This is a genomic window from Terrisphaera buseokensis (genome assembly GCF_047521145.2).
Classification (GTDB): Bacteria; Verrucomicrobiota; Verrucomicrobiia; order Opitutales; family Opitutaceae; genus ER46.
Window position 1 is genome coordinate 3564397 of sequence record NZ_CM134186.1, and the last position, 19313, is coordinate 3583709.

The following is a 19313-nucleotide window of genomic DNA, read 5'->3' on the forward strand; positions in this document are numbered from 1 at the left end:
CCTTCAACCCCCGCATCCGACCATGAAGCTCTCCGCGCTGTTCATCCGCCTATGCCTGTTTTCAACGAGCCTGCTGCTCAGCCTCGCCCACGCGCAGGCTCCTGCCACGGGAACGATTGTCGGCCGCATTACGCACCGAGGCTCCGGTGACTATGTGGAACGTGCCCGGGTCACGATCGAAGGCACGTCGCTCGAGACCTTCACCGACACGGGCGGCCAGTACCGTTTGGTCAACGTGCCGGCGGGGCAGGCGCGCGTGAAGGTCTTCTTTACCGGGATGGAGGTGCAAACGGCCGCGGTCGGCGTCACCGCCGGCGCCACGGCCCGGCGCGATTTCGAACTCGGGGGCGGCGTGGTGACCCTGGCCGAAGTCGTCGTGGCCTCGTCAAAGGAAATGGCCGGCGCCGCCATCGCGATCAACGAGCAGCGCTTCGCCTCCAACATCGTGAATGTGGTCGCGGCCGACGAATTCGGCGCCGTGCTCGAAAACAACGTCGGTGATTTTCTGAAATTCCTTCCCGGCATCACGATCGATTTCATCGGCGGCGCGGCGCGCTCGATCTCGATGGGCGGGGTGCCGCCGGAGTACGTGCCGATCACGGTCGGGGGTTTCGATCTTTCCACCGTTTCCGGTGGTGGCACGACGCGCAACGTGGACTTCCATACGATCTCGATGAACAACGTTGCCCGCATCGAGGCCATCCACTCGCCCACCCCGGAGTCGCCCGGCGCGGCGCTGGCGGGCTCGGTGAACATGATCCCGCGCAGTTCCTTTGATTACGCGCGACCAACGTTCAGCTACAGCGCGTTCATGATGATGCGCGACAACGACCGGCACCTGTTTTCCAAGACTCCCGGCCCGCGCTGGGTGCGGACCCGCAAAGTGCATCCCGGTTTCGACTTCTCCTACGTCAAGCCGGTCAACGACCGCTTCGGCTTCACGCTCACCGGCGCCACCACCAAGCAGTACACCGAGGAGGAACGCACGGCCAACACCTGGCGGGCCGCCGGTTCGGCCACCAACGGCATCACGGCCGCGACGGCGGCGACGCAGTACCCGGACACCACGCCCGACCGCCCCTACCTGACCGACTACGTCGTCGAGGACGGCGGCAAACACACCCAGCGCACGTCGCTCGGCGTGACCGTCGACTACAAGTTCTCCGCGTACGATCGCGTGTCCTTCGCCTTCGATTATGCGCTCTACGATTCGCCGCTCAACCAGCGCAACCTGACGTTCCTCGTGCAGCGCGTGAGTCCCGGCGAGTTCGCGCCCACGTTCACGCATGGCCAGACGGGACGCGGCGAACTGCGCACGGCGTCGCAGTCTCGGCATCACGCGCGGCTCAAGTACATGCCGATGCTGACCTACCGGCACAACGGCCCGATCTGGAAGGCCGAGGCCGGGCTGGGCCATTCGCACGAGGAGCTCACGTTCCGCAGCATCGACAAGGGCTACCTGAACAACGTGACCTCGATCCGGCAGAACGTGACGATCAACTTCGACGACAACTTCTACCTGCGGCCCGGGCGCATCAGCGTCTTTGACGGCACGTCGGGCGCGCCGCTCGACCCGTACCTGCTTTCCAACTACGCGCTCTCGACCGGCAACGGCACCTCGAGCCGGACGCAGGACGTGAAGCGCAGCACGTTTGCCAACCTGCGGCGCGAATTCGATCTGAACGGCCTGCCGCTCACGTTGAAGGGCGGCGTCGATCTGCGGCAGTCGATTCGCGACAACCGCACGAGCACGCCCTCGTACACGTTCGTCGGGACCGACGGTCGGGCGAGCGGCAATCCCGCCGCCGCCGGCTCGGACGACGGCGCGGGGATCCTGCTGGACGAGGTGTTTTCGGAGCGGACGGCGCCGTACGGGTTTCCCAAGATTCAATACACGAGCACGCAGGAGGCCTACAACTACCTCAAAGAACACCCGACCTACGCGACGACGAATCAGGCTACCTTGTACACCTCCGAGGTGAACGGATCGAAGCTCGCCAGGGAAGTGGTGTCGTCGGCCTATATCCGCGGCGACCTCGCGCTGCTCAATCGACGGCTGAAGCTGGTCGGCGGCGTGCGCGCCGAGCAAACGAACATCAACGCGGAGGGGCCGCTGAATGATCCCACGCGCAACTACCAACGTGACGCCAGTGGCCGCGTGATCCGCGGCGCCAACGGCAGTCCGCTGCTCATCGTTCCCACCTCGAACGCACTGGGCGTTTCACAACTCACACTGCTCGATCGGGCGGCACACACGAAAAAGGAATACCTCCGCCTCTTCCCGAATCTCAACGCGAGTTACAATGTGCGCGAAAATCTGATCGCGCGCGCGGCGTTCTATAAGTCGGTTGGCCGGCCCAATTTCAACCAATACGCCGGTGGCGTCACGCTGCCCGACGCCGAGCTGCCACCGTCCAACAGCAACCGCATTACCGTGAACAACGCCGCCATCAAGGCGTGGAGCGCGCAGACCACCAAGGTGCGGCTCGAGTATTATTTCGAAGGGGTCGGCCAGGTGTCGGTCGGGGCGTTCCGCCGGGACTTCGAGAATTTTTTCGGTGCCACCGTCTTTGCCCCCACGCCGGAGTTCCTCGCGCTTTACGGCATCGATGCGGCGACGTACGGGAATTTCGACGTCTCGACGCAATACAACATTCCTGGGTCGGTGCGGATGACGGGCTGCGAGTTCGACTACAAGCAGGCGCTGACCTTTCTGCCGACCTGGGCGCGCGGCGTGCAGGTGTTTGCCAATGCGACAGCGCTGCGGGCCACGGGCGACGAGAACGCGAATTTCGCCGGCTATGTGCCCCGCAGCTACAACTGGGGCGTCAGCCTGACGCGCCCGAAGTTCAATGTCCGCGCCAACTGGAACTACCGCGGGTTCAGCCGCGGCAGCCCGGTCACAGGACGCAGCATCCAAGCGGGCACCTTCAACTGGACGTCCAAACTGCTCTTCCTCGACCTGCAGGGGGAATATTATCTGAAGAAGCGCTTCGCGGTGTTCGCGTCCATGCGCAACATCGGCGACGCCACGAACGACACGCAGATCTACGGTCCGGCGACGCCCGAACTGGCCCAGTTTCGCCAGCGCACGACCTACGGATCGCTCTGGTCGTTCGGGGTGAAGGGTTCGTTCTAGCCACGCGTTCGCCAGGGATTGGGTTCACGGGGATCTGTTTTCGGCTCGCTTGCTCACGGCGAGCGATGCGTCCGCCGCCGCGAGGCCGCGATGGACAAACCTGCCGCCTGTGTATACAGAATAGGCTACGCCCAGATTGGCGAGAGACAGGCACGCACGGCCCGCGTCGACGCAGTGCAATGGCGCTTCCAGTAGATCAGCGCATATCGGTCGATCCAATCAGGTTCAAAGTTGACAGCCACTTTGTTCACTCCTGTATACAGAAAGCCCTCCATGAAACTCCTCCCTTCTGCTCGGGCCGTCGGTCGCGGCCGAATGTTGTCCCTGGCGTTGGCTTTCGAGTCGATGTTCGCCTTAAGCCCGCTCGCGATCGGTGCAGACCCGGCCGGCGGCGTTTCCGCCTCCCCGCTCGAGCTCGGGACGCGCTGGGAATTATTCGTGGACAATTTTCTCGTCGCGAACACCCGCGGCGCGGCGCTCAAGCTTCACGAACCCCGGCGCGCCGAGGTCGTTCTCGTTTTGGACGCTCCGTGGGAAGGGCCCACCAGCGCCTACTTCGCCGTGCTCAAGGATGGCGACGTGATCCGACTCTATTACCGCGGGTCGGTCGCGGGGTCAGATCACTCTGACAACCAGGTTACGTGCGTCGCCGAGAGTCGCGATGGCATTCACTTCACCCGGCCCAAGCTCGGCCTGATTGAGGTCAACGGTTCGAAGGACAACAATGTCGTTTGGCGGGGCGTCGAGTCGCATAATTTCGCGCCGTTTCTCGACACAAACCCGAAGGCCACGCCTGACGCGCGCTACAAGGCGCTCGCGGGTTTGAAGCAACCCGGCCGGAACTGGCACCAAGGCGAGACGCCCGGAGGGCTGTATGCGTTCGCCTCACCCGACGGCATCAACTGGCGAAAAATTCGCCCCGAACCCGTGATGACCAAAGGCGCGTTCGACTCGCTCAATCTCGCCTTCTGGGATCCCACCCGTGATCGCTACACGTGTTACAGCCGGATATTCGAGAACAAGGTTCGCGCCGTCCAAAGCGTGCCGTCTGCCGACTTCGTCACCTGGGGCGACCCGGTGTCCAATCGCTATGCGAAGGACGTGCCGTACGAACATTTCTACACCAGTTCCACCGTACCGTGTCCGGGTGCCGAGCATCTCTTGGTGGCGTTCCCGAAGCGCTTCGTCACGAACCGCAAAAAAGTGCCGGAGCACAGCGGCCCCGGCGTTTCTGACGCCGTCTTCATGACCAGTCGCGACGGTCAATTCTGGGATCGGACCTTCCTCGAGGCGTGGGTTCGGCCCGGCCCGGATCAGAAGAACTGGACGGACCGCAACAACATGCCCGCCTGGGGCATCGTCGAGAGCGCGCCGGGAGAATGGTCGATGTACATCTCCGAGCACTACCGCTGGCCGGATTGCCGCATCCGCCGTCTGACGCTGCCGCGTCACCGCTTCGCGGCGATGAACGCCGGTGCCGCCGGCGGTGAGTTCACGACCCACCCATTGGTGATCGGCGGCAGTCGCCTCGTGTTGAACTATGCGACCTCGGCCGCGGGCTCGGTGGAGATTGAGCTGCAGGACGCGGCCGGCAAACCGCTGCCGGGTTTTGCCGCGGCCGACATGCCGCCGCTGTTCGGCGACGAACTCGACGCCACGGCCAAGTGGAAACAAGGCTCGAGTCTCGCCGCCCTCAAAGGGCAAACCGTACGCCTGCGCGTGCGATTGAAGGACGCCGATCTGTTCGCCCTGCGCTTCGCCGACTAAGACCACTCACTTACTCGGTCCTGAAACCAAGGCTCCAGGACGCTGATCGCGCGTATTGACGACGCGCGACCTCAGGCAGGAAGGATGACCGGGACTGCGGGATTCAATTTGCAGCGGTTTAGTTTTGAACTGGACTGCGACCGCCCTCGGTCGCATCCGCCGATCGCGACCCACTGGGTTCGCCGTCCCGCCTATTCGCGTTTCCGACTCCGGCGCGCCCCAAACGCGAGCACACCGGCGAAGAGTCCCGCCACCACGGGCAGTGGCAGATGTTCAGGTACGGCTTGGGCCGCACCGGGAATCGCGGTGACGGCGACATTGTCGATCGCCAAGCCGTCATCGGAGCCCGTGGCATCGAAATCGATCCATCGCACCCAGAGACTGGCCCCCGACGCGAGGGCGAGACTCCCGATCGATTGTCCAATCTGGACCTGATTTTCCGTGGCGTTACCGTCGAGCGCGCCCGTCGCGCCGCTTGTGATCGGCCCAATGAAGTCCAGCCCGTCGAACTCGATCCAGGTGCCGGTCGAGAGCGAGGTGGCGTCGAGACTGTAGGCGAAATCCAACCGGTCAGGGCGCGCGAGCGCACCCAGCCGCCACTGTTCACCGACGTACTGGATGTCCAGCTGGGTGATGATCGAGCCAGTCTGATTCGTAATCATCGCACCGAAGGCCGACGTCACCGAACTGGTGCGCAGACTGCCCAACGACCGATCTGCGTCGCCCGTAGCGCCGAAGCTGTAGGTGTTGCCGGTCGACGAACCGCCATTCGTCGCGCCGTAGGTCGTGTTTGCGCCCGTTCCGGTTTCGATGAAGGTCCACCCCGCCGGCATCGCGCTGCCCGTGGCGGTGGCCAGGGTGTTGAAATCCTCGGTGTGGGCGACGTTGGCGGCGGTGAGGGTCATGGCGTGCGCTGAGCCGAGGGAGGCGGAAACGAACGCAAACAGGAGGAATGGACGTAAGGAAGGCATGGATACGGTGGTTGAGGGTGGTTTGTCTGCGGCCCGGGAGGCCGTGCGCCCAACTCATCACTGGCGTCACGCCGATGCCATGGCCCGGTTTACCCAAACTGCGGTAGTGGCGCGACGGGGCGTCCTCGCGGCGAGCACCGGTGGGTGCGCTGTCGCGAAACGTCGGTGGCCTGGTGTCGGTCGGCTCGCCGGCGCTCGCAGCCACCTCCCGTTTTCGTCCTGCGCCCCGCTACGTCAGTCCTGCACGTCCGCTCAGTCGACCGCCGCGAGCTCGCGTGCCTTCGAGGGAACGAAGCGCACGAGCATCGCGCGGAGTTCGGCGAGCCGCACGGGCTTCGCGAGGAAGCGATTCATCCCGGCATCGAGGCAACGCTGCCGCTCCTCGGGCAACGCCGCTGCCGTCAAAGCGATCACCGGCAGCGTGGCGGCGCGCCGTTTCAATGCCTCGCGCTCGTGCGCCCACGCGCGCAGCCGGCGCGTGGTTTCCCAGCCGTCGAGCGTCGGCATGTGGCAGTCCATCAGAATGGCGTCGGGGAGCGGTTCCTGAGCGAGTCGGGCCAGCGCCTCCACGCCGTCACGCACCACGGTCCAGCGGCAGCCGAGTTGTTTCAGCTGGGCGGCGAGAATGGTGCGGTTCACCGCGTTGTCCTCGACCACGAGCACCTCGAGCCCGAGGTCGGCCATGGCCGCCGGCGTCGCCGGCTCGTCAACCGACGGTGCCACCGCGCATGCCAACGGAAGCGTGAAGTGAAACGTGGATCCGCGACCCGGCGCGCTTTCCACCGCGAGCGTGCCGCCCATCAGGCGCACGAGGTTCGAACTGATGGCGAGTCCGAGGCCGGTGCCGCCGTAGCGTCGGGTCGTTGAGGAATCAGCCTGGGTGAAGCGTTCGAAAATTCGTCCGAGCGTGGCCGCATCCATCCCGATCCCGGTGTCAGTGACCTCGAACCGCACCGCCACGGTTTCCCGGGCCGTGGCCGGGCGTGGCGCCGCGTCGATCGTGACGGCCACGTGCACCCGCCCCTGCTCCGGCGTGAACTTGATCGCGTTCGACGCAAGATTGAGCAGCACCTGTCGCAGCCGGTAACTGTCACCGGCCACGTGGGCCGGCACGTTGGCCGCCACCTGGTAACTCAAGCGCACCCGCCCGGTGCTGGCATTGCCGTTGAGCAGTGCCACGGTGTCGGCGAGCGTGAGTGCGAGATCGAACGGATGTTCCTCCAGGCTCAGCTGTCGCGCTTCAATCTTCGACAAATCGAGAATGTCGCTCAGCAGCCGCAGCAACAGGTCGCCGGATTCGGAAATGACGCGCACGTGTTCGGCGGCGGACGCAGGCACATCGTTGCGATGACGCAGCAGATCCGAGGACGCGATGATGCCGTTCAGCGGGGTGCGGATTTCATGGCTCATGTTGGCCAGGAATTCGCTCTTCGCACGCGACGAATCCTGCGCCTCCTGCGTGGCGACCGCGAGTTCGCGCGTCCGCCGCGCGACGACCACCTCGAGATTGTCCTTCGCCGCGCGCGTTTCCCGCAGCGCGGTTTCGCTGTGACGATTCGCCGCGGCGATCATGCGGACCAGGATCAGCGCGAGACCGAAGACGAATGCGATCGCGCAGAGTCCGTCGCGGAACAGGGTGTCCGCCGCAAAGCGCATCGAACCGGCCGGCAGGGCGCGCAGCACGTGGACGTAGAACCAGCTCAGACTCGCGACCTGGATAACCACCACCGCCAGCGCGACCGCCCGCGATGCGAACACGACCGTAAGCAGCAGGAGCACGAGGTCGAAGGCGAACAACTGCACGCCCGCGCTGAGCGGCTCGACGAACTCGTGGGAAAAAAAGAGCAACGCGTGCGCCGCGCCGACGGTGCTGAGCGCAAAGGTGTTTCCCGCCTGCTCCAGCCCGCCCCGAAAAAGGCGTCGGAGCGACCACAGCGCCGCGACCGCAAACACGATGTTGACCGCGAGCCGCCCCGGCACCGACGGCGGGTTCACGATCAGGAGCTTGGTCACGTTGATCGGAATCCACGCGAGGATGAACCCCGAAAACACCGCGAGGAGCCGTGCCTTGAGTCGGGTGAAGTACGACGCCTCGGCGTACGCCTGATCCAGCCGATCGCCCAACGCGGTGATCGCAGCCCTCATGGGAGGCGCGCTGGCACCCAGGCGCAAACCCACGACGCGGAGGTCCTGGTCGCAGACGGCGGATGGCTAAGCGCTCCAGTCATGGCAGTGGTGAGGCGCAGGGATCCGGGTGGCGCGGCGCGCCCGGCGTCCGGCCGGATCACGTCGACCTCCACGGTCCGTGCTCCAATTTCATCGACGCAACGCCATCACACTTGAGCCGCGAACGCCCGCTACCGGATCAGATGCTTAACGTCCACGCACGCAGGCACCTTCAGGGCAAAGTTTCCGGGCCGGATCGCCCCGCCGCTTCACTTCACGCTCACGTGCGACCAGCCGCATCCGCCGCCTGTAGGCGCCCGCCTACACGGGTGGATTGCGGCGGGATCCTGCCGTTGCTTCAGTCGCGGGGCCAGCGCGGCGTGAGCAACGGCCGGTACGCGGTGCGATACGACCACACGAGGAACAGTTCGAGCGCCACGAACACGCCGGTCATGCCCAGGCCGGATGGCTCGAGCACGAGGTGAAACACCGCGGCATTCACCAGGAAGGGCGCAAGAAACACCAGGGCCAGCGGCACGAAGCGGTTCGCGAGCAGCAACGCGCCCGCGATCAGCTGCGTCGCGCCGATCAACGGCAGCATGTATCCGGTTTTAAACAACGCCCCGGCAAACGCCGCCGCGCCTTCCGGCAGCGGCGTCGGCGGCGGCGGAATGAAATTGAGGAAGCCGTTCGCGCCGAAGACGACGAACGCCAGGCCCAGCAGGATCCGGACGGCGGTGACGAGATGCCGGGTCCAGGAGCGGGACGCGGCAGGGACGGGCGGGCGGGCTTGGACGGTCGTGGGGGTGTTCATGGAAAGGTTTCAACTCCGGCTCACCAGCGTCATGAGGCGATCGAGACTCTCGCCCCACCCCTGGCTGAACCCCATGCGCCGATGGCTCGCGCAGTCCTCCGCTCGCCAGTGCAGGGCGCGCGCGGTGTAGCGGGTCCGGTCGCCCGCAACCGCCTCGAAGGTGATCGCCGCCGTGAGAAACGCCGCGGGATTCGGCTGCCACCCGGGCTCGAACGCATCGGTGAAGACAATGCGCTCGTTCTCCACCACCTCGAGAAACACGCCCCGCGACGGATACTCGCAGCCGTTCGGGGCCTGCAGCACGGTGCGAAACACTCCGCCGGGGCGGAGATCGATTTCGCAGAACAACATCGTCATCCCGTGCGGTCCCCACCACTGCGGCAGCTGTCGCGTCCAGGCCTGGAACACGCGATCGCGCGGCGCCGGAAGAACCCGGGTCAGGATGAGTTCACGCCCGGTGCCGGCGGCCGGCCGCGTCAGCGGCGCGTCATGATATCCCGTGGTCGACATGGCGAGAGGCTCGACACGCGGGGCGGATCACATCGACACAATCACCTCGAACCCGCCGTAAAGCATCCGATTGCAGTCGAACGGCGTGTCCTTGGGATCGCACAGCGCGGCGAGGCGCGGATCCTTCATCACGAGGGCGTTCACCCGGTCGCGATGAGCGCGGGATTTGTAGGCGATCCATGCGAAGACGATGGTCTCGCCGCGCTTCGCCTTGATGCCCCGGGCAAACGACAGGCCCATCGGGGGAACCTTGGTGTCCTCGACCACACACTCGACGTAATCGAGTGCGCCGTGATCGCGCCAGACCGCCGAGGCCAATTTCGCCATGCGGCGATAGGCGGCGAGTTTGCGCGTGGGAACCGGGAGGACGAAGCCGTCGACGTAACGTTTCATGGGTGTTTCGTGGGGTGGGTGGTGATGGACCGAGGAAATGACTCTACAGAAAGACGACGAACCGGGCGCGCGACTTCGGACAGCGACGCGCGTTTTATTGGATACACCGGCGGCCGGCGCTTGCGGTTCGAAATCTTTCACCTGACATGTCCGGGGAGTCACCTCCGAAACGTCGTGGTCACGACAGGCCTCCACCTCGTTTTGATACCGCCCCTTTTCGCCCATGGAAAACAAGCCCACGCCCTACCTTCTCTTCTTTCGCAACTCCGGTCCGGAGACGCACGCGCACCTCTCGCCGGAAGAACGCCAGCAGCTGATGACCCGGTGGAACGAGTGGTACGACGGGCTGGCCGCCGCCGGCAAGGCCATCGAGGGCGTGCCGCTGGAGCTCGACACGCGCATCGTCTCCGGGCCGGGGGGCGGCCGCGTGGTGGACGGCCCGTTTGCCGAGGCCAAGGAGGCGATCGGCGGCTACGTCCTGCTTCTCGTCGAAAGCCTCGACGAAGCGACCGCCATCGCGCAACGGCATCCCGGTCTGCCGCATGGCTTGATCATCGAGGTGCGCCGCATGACGGACGGCTGCCATCTGGGCGTGCGGCCGCGGGCACCACGGGCATTGGCCGCGGTGTGACGCCACCAATGGCGAACGTCGGGCCAGATTCGGCGGAGAACGTCGCCGGTCGCGACGCGGCGCACGCCGGCCGGCCGGCGCAATTGGTGGAACACTTTTTCCGCCACGAGACCGGCCGCCTGCACGGCGCGTTGATCCGCACGTTCGGCGTCCAGCATCTCGCCCTCGCGGAGGACGTCGCGCAGGAGGCCATGCTCAGGGCGTTGCGCTCATGGTCGATGGGCGGCATCCCGGCGAATCCGTCCGCGTGGATCACGCGCGTCGCGATGAATCTCGCGCGCGATGCGCTGCGTCACCAGCGCATGTCGGGCGCCAAGGAACCGGCGCTCGTCACCCACTTTGAAGTCACCGCGCCGACGCCGGCCGTCGCCGTGGAAAGCGCGCACACGATCCGGGACGACGCGTTGCGCTTGATGTTCGTGTGCTGCCACCCGTCGATCGCGCCCGACGCCCAGGTCGTGCTCGCGTTGAAGGTCATGTGCGGGTTCAGCACCGGGGAAATCGCGCGGGCATTCCTCACCAGCGAGGCCGCGATCGAGAAACAACTCACGCGCACCAAACAGCGGATCCAAGCAGCCGGACTCGGCTTCGATATTCCGGAGGGCGAGAGCCTCACGCCGCGCCTCAACGGCGTACTGTCCGCGCTCTACCTGCTGTTCAACGAGGGCTACAAGGCGTCGGCGGGTGAACGGCTCCTGCGCGAGGAACTTTGCCAGGAGGCGATCCGGCTTGGCACGCTGCTTGTGGCGCATCCCGCCGGCCAGACGCCGCGCAGCCACGCGCTGCTGGCGCTGATGTACCTGACGAGCGCGCGGTTTCCGACTCGCCTCGACGACCACGGCGATCTGCTGCGCCTCGACGATCAGGATCGGACGAAGTGGAACCAGGACCTGATCGAGCGCGGCCTGGTTCATCTCGTCGCTGCGGCCCGGGGCGACGACATCACGGAATATCATCTGCAGGCGGGCATCGCGGCGTGTCACTGCACCGCGAGCGATTTCGCCTCGACCGACTGGCCGCGCATTCTCCGCCACTACGATCAACTGCAGGAACTCAAGCCCTCGCCGATCGTGGCATTGAACCGCGCGGTGGCCGTCGCCCAGGTCCACGGCGCGCAGGCGGGACTTGCGGCGATCGACGCCATTCCGCAGCGCGATCGCCTCGAGTCGCATTATCTCCTGCATGCCGTGACCGGCGAACTCCACTGGCGGCTCAGCGATCATGCCGCCGCCGCAGCCAGTTTCCGCCGGGCGCTGCAACTCGCCGAGGTCGGGCCCGAACAACTGCACCTCGCGCGCCGGCTCGAACGGGCGAGTGAGATTTCCGCCTGAGCGGCTCCGCGCTCAGCCGTCTGAGCTGGCGCGGCCGGATAGTCCTATACCAACGCCCTTTGCCCTTGGACTTTAGCCGTGGCTACGAGCGCCAGCGAGTGGCCGAACGGCCACTCGCTGGCGCTCGTCGCCACGATCGATCCAGAAGTCCAAAAGCAAGGAGCGATTGGTATTATACGAATCGCCCGAAGCTTTTGGACTTTGAGCGGATTTGGCTTGGGACGGCACCATGCCACTGAAGCAGGTAAACCACGATGATTTGACCGCGGATTGCGCCGATGACGCGGATAAAACCATCCGCGCTATCCGCGTAATCCGCGGTGCAATGAAAGAGCTTGGGGCGATGGCTATGCAACCGCCTAGTCGCCGGCACGCGGCGCGGCCACCGACTCGCCGCGCACGAACTCCGGCATGATCAAACTTGCGCGCTGCGTGACCACATGGCCGTCGAGCAAATCGAGCACCGGCCGCAGCAGGCTCTTGGCCAGAAGATGCGGACTGACGACGTAGCGGGCCGGCACCGGCACGATGAACGAGAGAAACGGATCGTCGTCGCGCGAGATCATCGAGATCTCTCCCGGAATCTTCACGCCGCTCTGCGCCAGCCGGCTCGCCGCGGCCAGATAGTAGTGCGGGTGCACCACGAGCAGCGCCGTGGCGGCGGGTTGCAGTTTGATGATCCGACGCACCGCCAGCGCCAGGCTCTCGATGGTTTCGTCGTGATAGATCACGAGCGCCTCGGCTCCGGTGTGCCGCGATTTCTTCACGCCCTCGAGAAAACCCGCCTCACTCTCGAGATCGCCCGCGCGCCGGGATTTCTGCGTCAGCATCACGAGCCGCCGGTGGCCAAGGCCGAGCAGTACGCCCGCCGCATGCCGGCACATCGCGCGGTGATCGAGATCGCGGAACGGCAGATCGAGGCCGGGATATGAGGAGCCCGCGACGATGCACGGGATGCGCGCGCGGCTGAACCAACGCTGCACCGTTTCGCCGGCGAGCATCAGGATCCAGCAGCCGTGGGGATTGCGCGTGACGAGCTTTTGCAGGGCCGGGCCCGGCTTCGCCGCGAAATAGTGGTGCCCGTGAAACACCCGGAGCCGAAGCCCGCGCTCGCTGAGCAGCGCGCGCATCTCGTCGATCCACAGGCTCTGCATCGGTCGGAGTCGCTCGATCGGCTCGGGTGCCAGCAACGCCACATCGCGCGACCGCCGCTGATCCACCGCGGGACCGCGCGTCACCAGAATCTCATTACCCGCTCCGTGCACCGGGCGGATCCGCCCCTCCTGCTTCATTTGCGCGAGTGCGGCGCGCAGGGTATTGCGGCTCACCTGGAGCAACTCGCACAACGACCGCTCGCTCGGCAGCCAGCCCTGCCATGCGCCGCCCTCGATCTGCGCGTGCAGGAAGGCGACGGTCTGGGCGACCAGCGATTGGCGTTGCGGCAGGCTCGGCGTGGGCACGATGACGGCGGTGGTGACAGTGAAAGCGGGACAACGCCACTTCACGCGAGCGCGCGCGTGGCACCGAAACGTTCAACGGCCGCACCTCAACTTTCAACTCCTCCTTCGCCACCCGGCGACGCTCACACCTCGTCCGCGCTCACCGTCAGCGTCCGTGCCTGCTCGCAGCGCTTGCGCGAGAGCTCCACGCCGAGCGCCGCGACCCCCAGGGTGTTGGCGACGGCGAGCACCGTGCCGACGCCGCAGAACGGATCGAAAATCGTCGTCGCCCCAACCTGGTCGCGCGCGAAACGCACGGCGTGTCCCGCGGCCCGCACGCCCATCGCACGGACCCAGGGCAGGCGGCCCGCATCCACAATGACATCGGGAATCGGCAGGACGTCGGGGCATTTCAGCGCGCGCGACACCGCGATCAGATGCGTGAATCCCGGGCGTCCGAAGGTCAGCAGGCCGGGCGGACGGCGGCAGACAATCTTGTGAAACAGCACGCGCGCGCCGGCGTCCTCGGCGGCGCGCACGACGAGCGCCCCCTTGTCGACCCAGGCGCCGTCGCGCTTGATGTCGGACTGAAAAAACAGCGCCGCGCTTTCGTCCGGCACCGCCTCCACCACGAGCGCCACCGTGGTCAGGAACCACGTCCGCCACGCCGGCAGCGCGAGCGACACTTCCGAGACATCCGGGAGCGACGTGACCGCACACGCGCCGGCGATGCGACCGCGCGCCTTCATCCACGCGAGCGCCTCGGCGCAGTGCACGTCGCGCGCGGGCGCGGGGAGTTGAATTTCCGGTGAGGTCATGCAAAAGCCGGCAGCGTACAGCGGACGCCGAAGGTTCCAAGGGCGGATCAGTCCGCCCGAAAATGCCTCCGAGCCGAATGCGCAACACGCAACAGCCTGACCCCTTCTGGAAGGGGTCAGGCTGTTGCACATTGCGGGGGCACTGGCGCGGCCGACGCGGGCGGGCCAGAAAAAGCGTGAAGCGGTTCACGCTGTCGGCCAAGGTCACGCCATGTTGCCCACTACCCGTCGTGAGTTTCCCAAACTTGCTCTCAGCGCCCTCCCCGCCGCGAGCTTTCTATCGCTTGCGAATTCGCTGCCGGCCGCCTCCGCCAAGGCCGGCGGAAAACCCAATTCCACGGTCCGTGGCGTTCGGATCGGACTGAATGTCCCTTACAGTTTCAAGAACCCGACAATGAGCGGGGAGGACATTCTCAAGAACTGCGTGGCGCTGAATCTCAGCGCGGTCGAGTTGCGCGCGCAGCCGGTCGAGGCGTTTCTGGGCCTGCCCGCGATTCTCGTAGCGACCCAGGCCGGAGCCAAGAAAGGTGCCGCGCCGGATGGCAACGCCGAGAAGCTGCGCCAGTGGCGCAAGGCCGCGCCGATGGAGCGCGTGAAGGATTTCCGGAAGATGTACGATGACGCCGGCGTGCTCATCGAGATTCTGAAGGTCGACAAGATCTTCGAGATGACCGACGACATCCTCGACTACAGTTTCACGATGGCGAAGGCGCTCGGGGTGCGGGCGATTTCCACGGAGATTTCGAAGAACGACGAGGACCTGAAGCGCGTCGGCCAGTTCGCCGACAAGCACCAGCTGATGGTCGGTTATCACGGCCACGCCACCACGACGCCGGCGCATTGGGAGACGGCGTTCTCCTTCGCGAAGTACAACGGCGCCAACGTCGATCTCGGCCACTTCGTCGCGGGCAACAACGTTTCGCCCGCCGCGTTCCTGCAGAAACACCACGCACGCGTCACGCACGTGCACGTGAAGGATCGCAAGCGCGAGAACGGCCCGAACCTGCCGTTCGGCCAGGGCGACACGCCGATCGTCGAGATCCTGCGCCTGATCCGCGACAACCGCTGGCCGATCCAGGCCACGATTGAATTCGAGTACCCGGTGCCCGCCGATTCCGACCGCATGAAGGAACTGGCACGGGCGATTCAGTATTGCCGCGACGCGCTGGCGTGAACGGGACGCCGGACTTAAGGGCCGCGCCCCTAAAATTGAAAGGGCCGCCCCTGGGACCGCGACCGCCCTCGGTCGCTTTCGATCCCAAGCGACCGGGGGCGGTCGCGGTCCAAATCATGCCTTCGGCGGGGGGAGCGATAGTCCGCCGACCGCTCCTTACTCTTTCAACCCTTCCGGCTTCGGTTCCGGCAGGAATTGCGTGAGCACCGCGCCGACGAGCGCGTACACGCCGGCGACACAGGCACCAATCAATGCGACACGCGCAGGATCAGGTTTGTCCGAGGCGGAGAGCGTCAACGTGAACCACGCCGCCGCCGTCCCGAGCACACGTCCGCCGATGTTGGCCGCAAAGCTCTCGCCCGTGCCGCGGAGATGCACAGGGAAGACAAGCGGGATGTAATTTCCCCAGAAGCTGAACTGCGACACCGTCAGCACACCGGCCACAAAGATGCCGATCTTGATCAGGCCGAGGCTGTCGGCATTCGCGAGCTGGCCGGAGAGCCACCAGAAAAACAGGGGGACGAAAAACAACGCGGGGATTTGAAAAATCCGGAGCAACGCGCGCCGGCTGATGATGACCACCGCGAGTACCGCGAGCAGAAACCGGCCGAGCAGGCCGCCGATCTCCTGCCAGAGCGTGACGCCTGCGACCGTTTGATCACTCGCATTGCCGGCGGCCTGCCGCATCGCGCGCTGCGCGACGGCGTCGGGTTGGTTGGCGGCTTTCGCGGCGGACATGGCCTCCTTGCCCTTTTCCTTGGCGATCGCGAGGACGGCCACGTGGCCGGCCTCCGTGGGCGTGCCGACGCGTTGCGCGCCGATAATCTGCGGCAGCTGTTGGATCGCGCCGAACGCGATGCCGTAGCTGGCGGCAAACACGAGCGTGGTCAGCACGGTCGTGCGGCGCAGTTCGGGCGCAAAGAGCGCCGCGATGCTCGGACGCTTCAGCGTGCCGGCCTCGCGTTTCTTCTGCCACTCGGGCGACTCCGGCAGGAACGGCCGGATCAAGATCAGCGGCAACGCGGGCAGCACGCCGGAGATCAACGTATACCGCCAGGCCTCATGGCCACCGGCAATCGCCGGCAGGCTCAACGCCCATTTCGCCGCGAGGATGTTCGCGCCGGCCACCAGCAGGCCGCCGAACGAGGAAAACGCCTGCGTGTAACCGAGCACCTTTTCGCGCTGCTTCGGCTCGGTGAAAATTTCCGCGAGCCACGCGACAGCGGCGACAAACTCCACGCACACGCCGATGAACACCAGGCAGCGGAAGAACAAGAGCTGCTGCAGCGACGTCGCAAAACCCGCGGCGCACGCGGCGAAGGCATAGAGCAGAATGCTGAACGTCAGCACGCGGCGCCGGCCCAGCAGGTCGGTCAGGTAGCCGCCGAGCAGGCCGAAGACACCGCCGGCAAGCGCGGGTACGAAGAAGAGCGTGCGCGCCCATTTCACGTACTCCTCGCCACCGGGCGACCACAGCGCCACGGCGCGGGCGCGTTCCATCCCGCCGGTCACGAGCGCCTCCACCAGCGGACCACTGAGCGCCGCGATGGCCGGCTTGATGATGAGCGGCAGCATCAGCAGCTCGTAGATGTCGAAGGCAAAGCCGATCGACGCGATGATACAGATTAACCAGGCCGTGCGATTCATGCCTGATCCACCCGGGGCAGTGGGAGTCATGTCGGCCATCGTGCCGGGGATTCGGTTCGTTTTTCAAGCGGCGATTGCGTCTTTCGCACATTTTCCCGAGGCAAAAAACGCGAATCGTACGTTGACGTAGTGAATCGCGTCCACCACAGGCGCCGCAGTTTGGCCCCGTCTCAAAACAGTTCCGGGAGCTCCGCGCGGGCAATGATCCCAATGCGCACGGCGGTGTCGGCCGCCACGCTTCGATACGGCCAGCGCACGCGGGTCGTCAGTTCGGGAAGCCAGCCGCCCGCCACTGCCGCGGTCTTGTCGGCGGCCATCGGCGACAGACCGTCGCGCCGAATCAGCGGCGAAATGTTGCCCAGCCAGAACGCGCTGATGCGTTCGCCGAGCGCCCGCGCCGCCGGTAGGTCGGTCAGGCACAGGTCGTACCAGCGTCGGGCGCCCGCGGGACTGAGGCAGGCGACGTTCGAATACGCACCACGCGCGCCGCGGGCCAGTCCTTCGGGCAAGGTGTGCCCGGGAATGAACACCGACAACCGGGCCAGCAACGGGGCCATCGCGGCATACCACGCGTCGTCACCACCGGCGACCTTCATGCCGATGACGCCCGGAACCGCGTCCGCGACGCTCGCCCACTCTTCCGGCGTCAGCCGACGCTTCGCGTGAGGCGGATTATAAACAATGAGCGGAATCGGCGCCGCCTCGGCCGCCATGGTTTCGAGAAACGCGATCACCTCCGGCAGCGCCGGTGGAAACCAATCCGGGAGCGTCACCTGAAACGCCACCGGCCGCAGCGTCTTCGCACGCCGGACGCGCTCGCGGGCGATCTGCGCGCTGGTATGGCTCGCGCCGATCTGAAACGGCATCGCGGCCCGCTCGCATTTCGCCGCGAGCAAGGCGTTGACACGATCGAACTCCGCTTCCGTCTGCGTGTGAAATTCACCCGCGGTGCCGTTCGAATAAATTCCGTTCATCCGTGCCGCGATGAAGTGCTCGATCTCCTCGCCGAGCAGCCCGAAGTCGATCGCGTCATCCGCCTGAATCGGCAGCAACAACGTGGCCCAGTTGCCGCGAATTTGGTCGGCCGTGAAGGGAGTCATGGTGAACGAAAGGGATTCGTCTTGGGCAAGGAGGGATTGAGCGTGGGATTGTAGACGTACAGGCCGCGGCTATCTTGCCTGCGGCCGGATGCGCACGATGGCCGGGGTGCGCACGCCCGGGCGGATTTCGCCGCTGGGAATCACGATGTCGCGCCCCCACGTGACGGCGAGCGTGGTGACCTGCGGCGGAACCGGCGATCGATCGACCACGCGCCACGCCTCGCGCGCCACATCGTAGGAAAACACCTCGAGGCCGAAGCCGGGGTGATTTTCGTAGAGCACCCGTTTCGCCGCGAGCCGTTGTGCCATCGCCCGCTCGATCGCTGGCCGGCCGGACTCCGGCAGCGTGGTCAACTGTGCGCGCAACTCCTCAACCGCCAAGTCATGGCCCTCGAGTTCGACGAAACGATCCCCGCGATCGCCACCGAACAGGAGAATTTCGTCCGTGCCGACGGCGACGGCCGTGCCCGCCATCACACTGACGCCGCGTCCGCCACCGACCGGTGCCAGCGTTTGCCATGTCCGGGTCCGGGGATCGTACGCATACGCGTCGGTGAGCAGTTGCGTCGGTCGGCCCGGCTGCGGCAGCCGACCGCCGAACAGGTAAAAGCGTTCGCGCCCCGGCTCGCCCTGCGCGGCAGCGACCGGCAGCACGCGCGCGGGTCCCGGCCAGGTCGGCAGCTTGCTCCATTTGAATGCGGCCGGTGTGTGGCGCTGTGCCAAATCGAGTGACCAAAATACCGTCGAAGCCACCGCACCCTTCATGGTGTGCTGGCCCCCGGCCACGAACAGGGTCTGGCCCACGAGCGCGCCGGCCATGTTGGCCAGCGGCTCCGGCAAGGCGGGCAGCGATGCGCGCCGGACGTCCCGGCTGGTGGCGTCCCACGAGAGGAGAAACACATCGGCATAACAGCGCTCGGCGTCGCTGCCGCCCACGCACACGACGCCGTCGGGCGTGCTCACACTGATGCCGTAGCCGATCCGGCGCGGGAGTTTCCACGCCTTGCCGCTGACCCACGCCACCGTGTGTTCATCGGAGCGCTCAAGCACCCAGATGTCGTCCCACCACACCTTGGCGCCGCCGTCCCACGGCATCTTGCCGGGAAAATTGGCGCCGCCCGCCACGAGCAGCACCGGGCCGTGGGTCCCGACAAATGGACTGGCCACGCCCGGCTGGCGCGATTGTCCGGCGGACGGCGGCAGCGCGGGAAACTCCTGCCAGGCGAGACCCGCGACCGCGGCGCACACGTCGCTGCCACCGGGGCTGGGCCCCAGCTGGAAACACGCGCACGCGATCAGAGCGAATCGCGGCAGACGCAAGCGGCGGAAAAGTCGCAGGGGGGCGAGCATGGCGGCCGGAAAAGAAACAGACGGACGCCGCGCGGGCGCAATCGCGATCATGGCAACGGGCGA

The 19313-nt window shown here is 66.0% G+C and carries 15 protein-coding genes; 5 read left to right on the forward strand and 10 right to left on the reverse strand.

All coding sequences use genetic code 11. The features are described from left to right. Positions 1–22 precede the first annotated feature (22 nt). Both ACLJEU_RS13350 and ACLJEU_RS13355 read left to right on the forward strand, forming a co-directional pair. A complete protein-coding gene (locus ACLJEU_RS13350; RefSeq protein WP_414664312.1) occupies positions 23–3139 on the forward strand; it encodes a carboxypeptidase regulatory-like domain-containing protein in 3117 nt (1038 codons plus the stop codon). Positions 3140–3412: 273 nt separating this feature from the next. After that, the gene (locus ACLJEU_RS13355) at positions 3413–4906 is read left to right on the forward strand and encodes a hypothetical protein (RefSeq protein ID WP_414664313.1); all 1494 of its coding nucleotides are present in this window, start codon (positions 3413–3415) and stop codon (positions 4904–4906) included. Positions 4907–5097: 191 nt separating this feature from the next. Here ACLJEU_RS13355 and ACLJEU_RS13360 read toward each other — a convergent pair whose 3' ends face one another. From ACLJEU_RS13360 to ACLJEU_RS13380, 5 genes are all read right to left on the reverse strand, one after another. After that, a complete protein-coding gene (locus ACLJEU_RS13360; RefSeq protein ID WP_414664314.1) occupies positions 5098–5877 on the reverse strand; it encodes a PEP-CTERM sorting domain-containing protein in 780 nt (259 codons plus the stop codon). A 252-nt stretch (positions 5878–6129) separates the two neighbouring features. Further along, complete coding sequence (locus ACLJEU_RS13365) at positions 6130–8022, reverse strand: ATP-binding protein (RefSeq protein WP_414664315.1); 1893 nt, start codon at positions 8020–8022, stop codon at positions 6130–6132. Between the two features lie 379 nt (positions 8023–8401). Then, the gene (locus ACLJEU_RS13370) at positions 8402–8857 is read right to left on the reverse strand and encodes a DoxX family protein (RefSeq protein WP_414664316.1); all 456 of its coding nucleotides are present in this window, start codon (positions 8855–8857) and stop codon (positions 8402–8404) included. Between the two features lie 9 nt (positions 8858–8866). Beyond that, positions 8867–9367, reverse strand: coding sequence for an SRPBCC domain-containing protein (locus ACLJEU_RS13375; RefSeq protein WP_414664317.1), 501 nt, complete (start codon positions 9365–9367; stop codon positions 8867–8869). A gap of 27 nt (positions 9368–9394) precedes the next feature. Beyond that, a complete protein-coding gene (locus tag ACLJEU_RS13380) occupies positions 9395–9760 on the reverse strand; it encodes a DUF1428 domain-containing protein (protein ID WP_414664318.1) in 366 nt (121 codons plus the stop codon). A gap of 223 nt (positions 9761–9983) precedes the next feature. On the opposite strand from ACLJEU_RS13380, the gene ACLJEU_RS13385 reads away from it, so the two are divergent. Together ACLJEU_RS13385 and ACLJEU_RS13390 are read left to right on the forward strand one after the other, a co-directional pair. Beyond that, positions 9984–10391 carry a YciI family protein gene (locus tag ACLJEU_RS13385; RefSeq protein ID WP_414664319.1) on the forward strand — a complete coding sequence of 136 codons (408 nt, stop codon included), beginning with the start codon at positions 9984–9986 and terminating at the stop codon, positions 10389–10391. Positions 10392–10399: 8 nt separating this feature from the next. Beyond that, positions 10400–11722, forward strand: coding sequence for an RNA polymerase sigma factor (locus ACLJEU_RS13390; RefSeq protein ID WP_414664320.1), 1323 nt, complete (start codon positions 10400–10402; stop codon positions 11720–11722). A gap of 359 nt (positions 11723–12081) precedes the next feature. Here ACLJEU_RS13390 and ACLJEU_RS13395 read toward each other — a convergent pair whose 3' ends face one another. Together ACLJEU_RS13395 and ACLJEU_RS13400 are read right to left on the reverse strand one after the other, a co-directional pair. Beyond that, a complete protein-coding gene (locus ACLJEU_RS13395; protein WP_414664321.1) occupies positions 12082–13182 on the reverse strand; it encodes a substrate-binding domain-containing protein in 1101 nt (366 codons plus the stop codon). Positions 13183–13304: 122 nt separating this feature from the next. Then, the gene (locus ACLJEU_RS13400; protein WP_414664322.1) at positions 13305–13979 is read right to left on the reverse strand and encodes a TRM11 family methyltransferase; all 675 of its coding nucleotides are present in this window, start codon (positions 13977–13979) and stop codon (positions 13305–13307) included. Positions 13980–14190: 211 nt separating this feature from the next. On the opposite strand from ACLJEU_RS13400, the gene ACLJEU_RS13405 reads away from it, so the two are divergent. After that, positions 14191–15153, forward strand: a complete 963-nt coding sequence (locus tag ACLJEU_RS13405) for a sugar phosphate isomerase/epimerase family protein (RefSeq protein WP_414664323.1) — start codon at positions 14191–14193, stop codon at positions 15151–15153. Positions 15154–15309: 156 nt separating this feature from the next. Here the strand turns inward: ACLJEU_RS13405 and ACLJEU_RS13410 are convergent, their stop codons facing one another. From ACLJEU_RS13410 to ACLJEU_RS13420, 3 genes are all read right to left on the reverse strand, one after another. Then, positions 15310–16830, reverse strand: coding sequence for an MFS transporter (locus ACLJEU_RS13410; RefSeq protein ID WP_414664324.1), 1521 nt, complete (start codon positions 16828–16830; stop codon positions 15310–15312). 140 nt (positions 16831–16970) lie between these two features. Continuing rightward, a complete protein-coding gene (locus ACLJEU_RS13415) occupies positions 16971–17900 on the reverse strand; it encodes a dihydrodipicolinate synthase family protein (RefSeq protein ID WP_414664325.1) in 930 nt (309 codons plus the stop codon). Positions 17901–17969: 69 nt separating this feature from the next. Further along, positions 17970–19250 carry a kelch repeat-containing protein gene (locus ACLJEU_RS13420; protein WP_414664326.1) on the reverse strand — a complete coding sequence of 427 codons (1281 nt, stop codon included), beginning with the start codon at positions 19248–19250 and terminating at the stop codon, positions 17970–17972. Between the last annotated feature and the right edge of the window lie 63 nt (positions 19251–19313).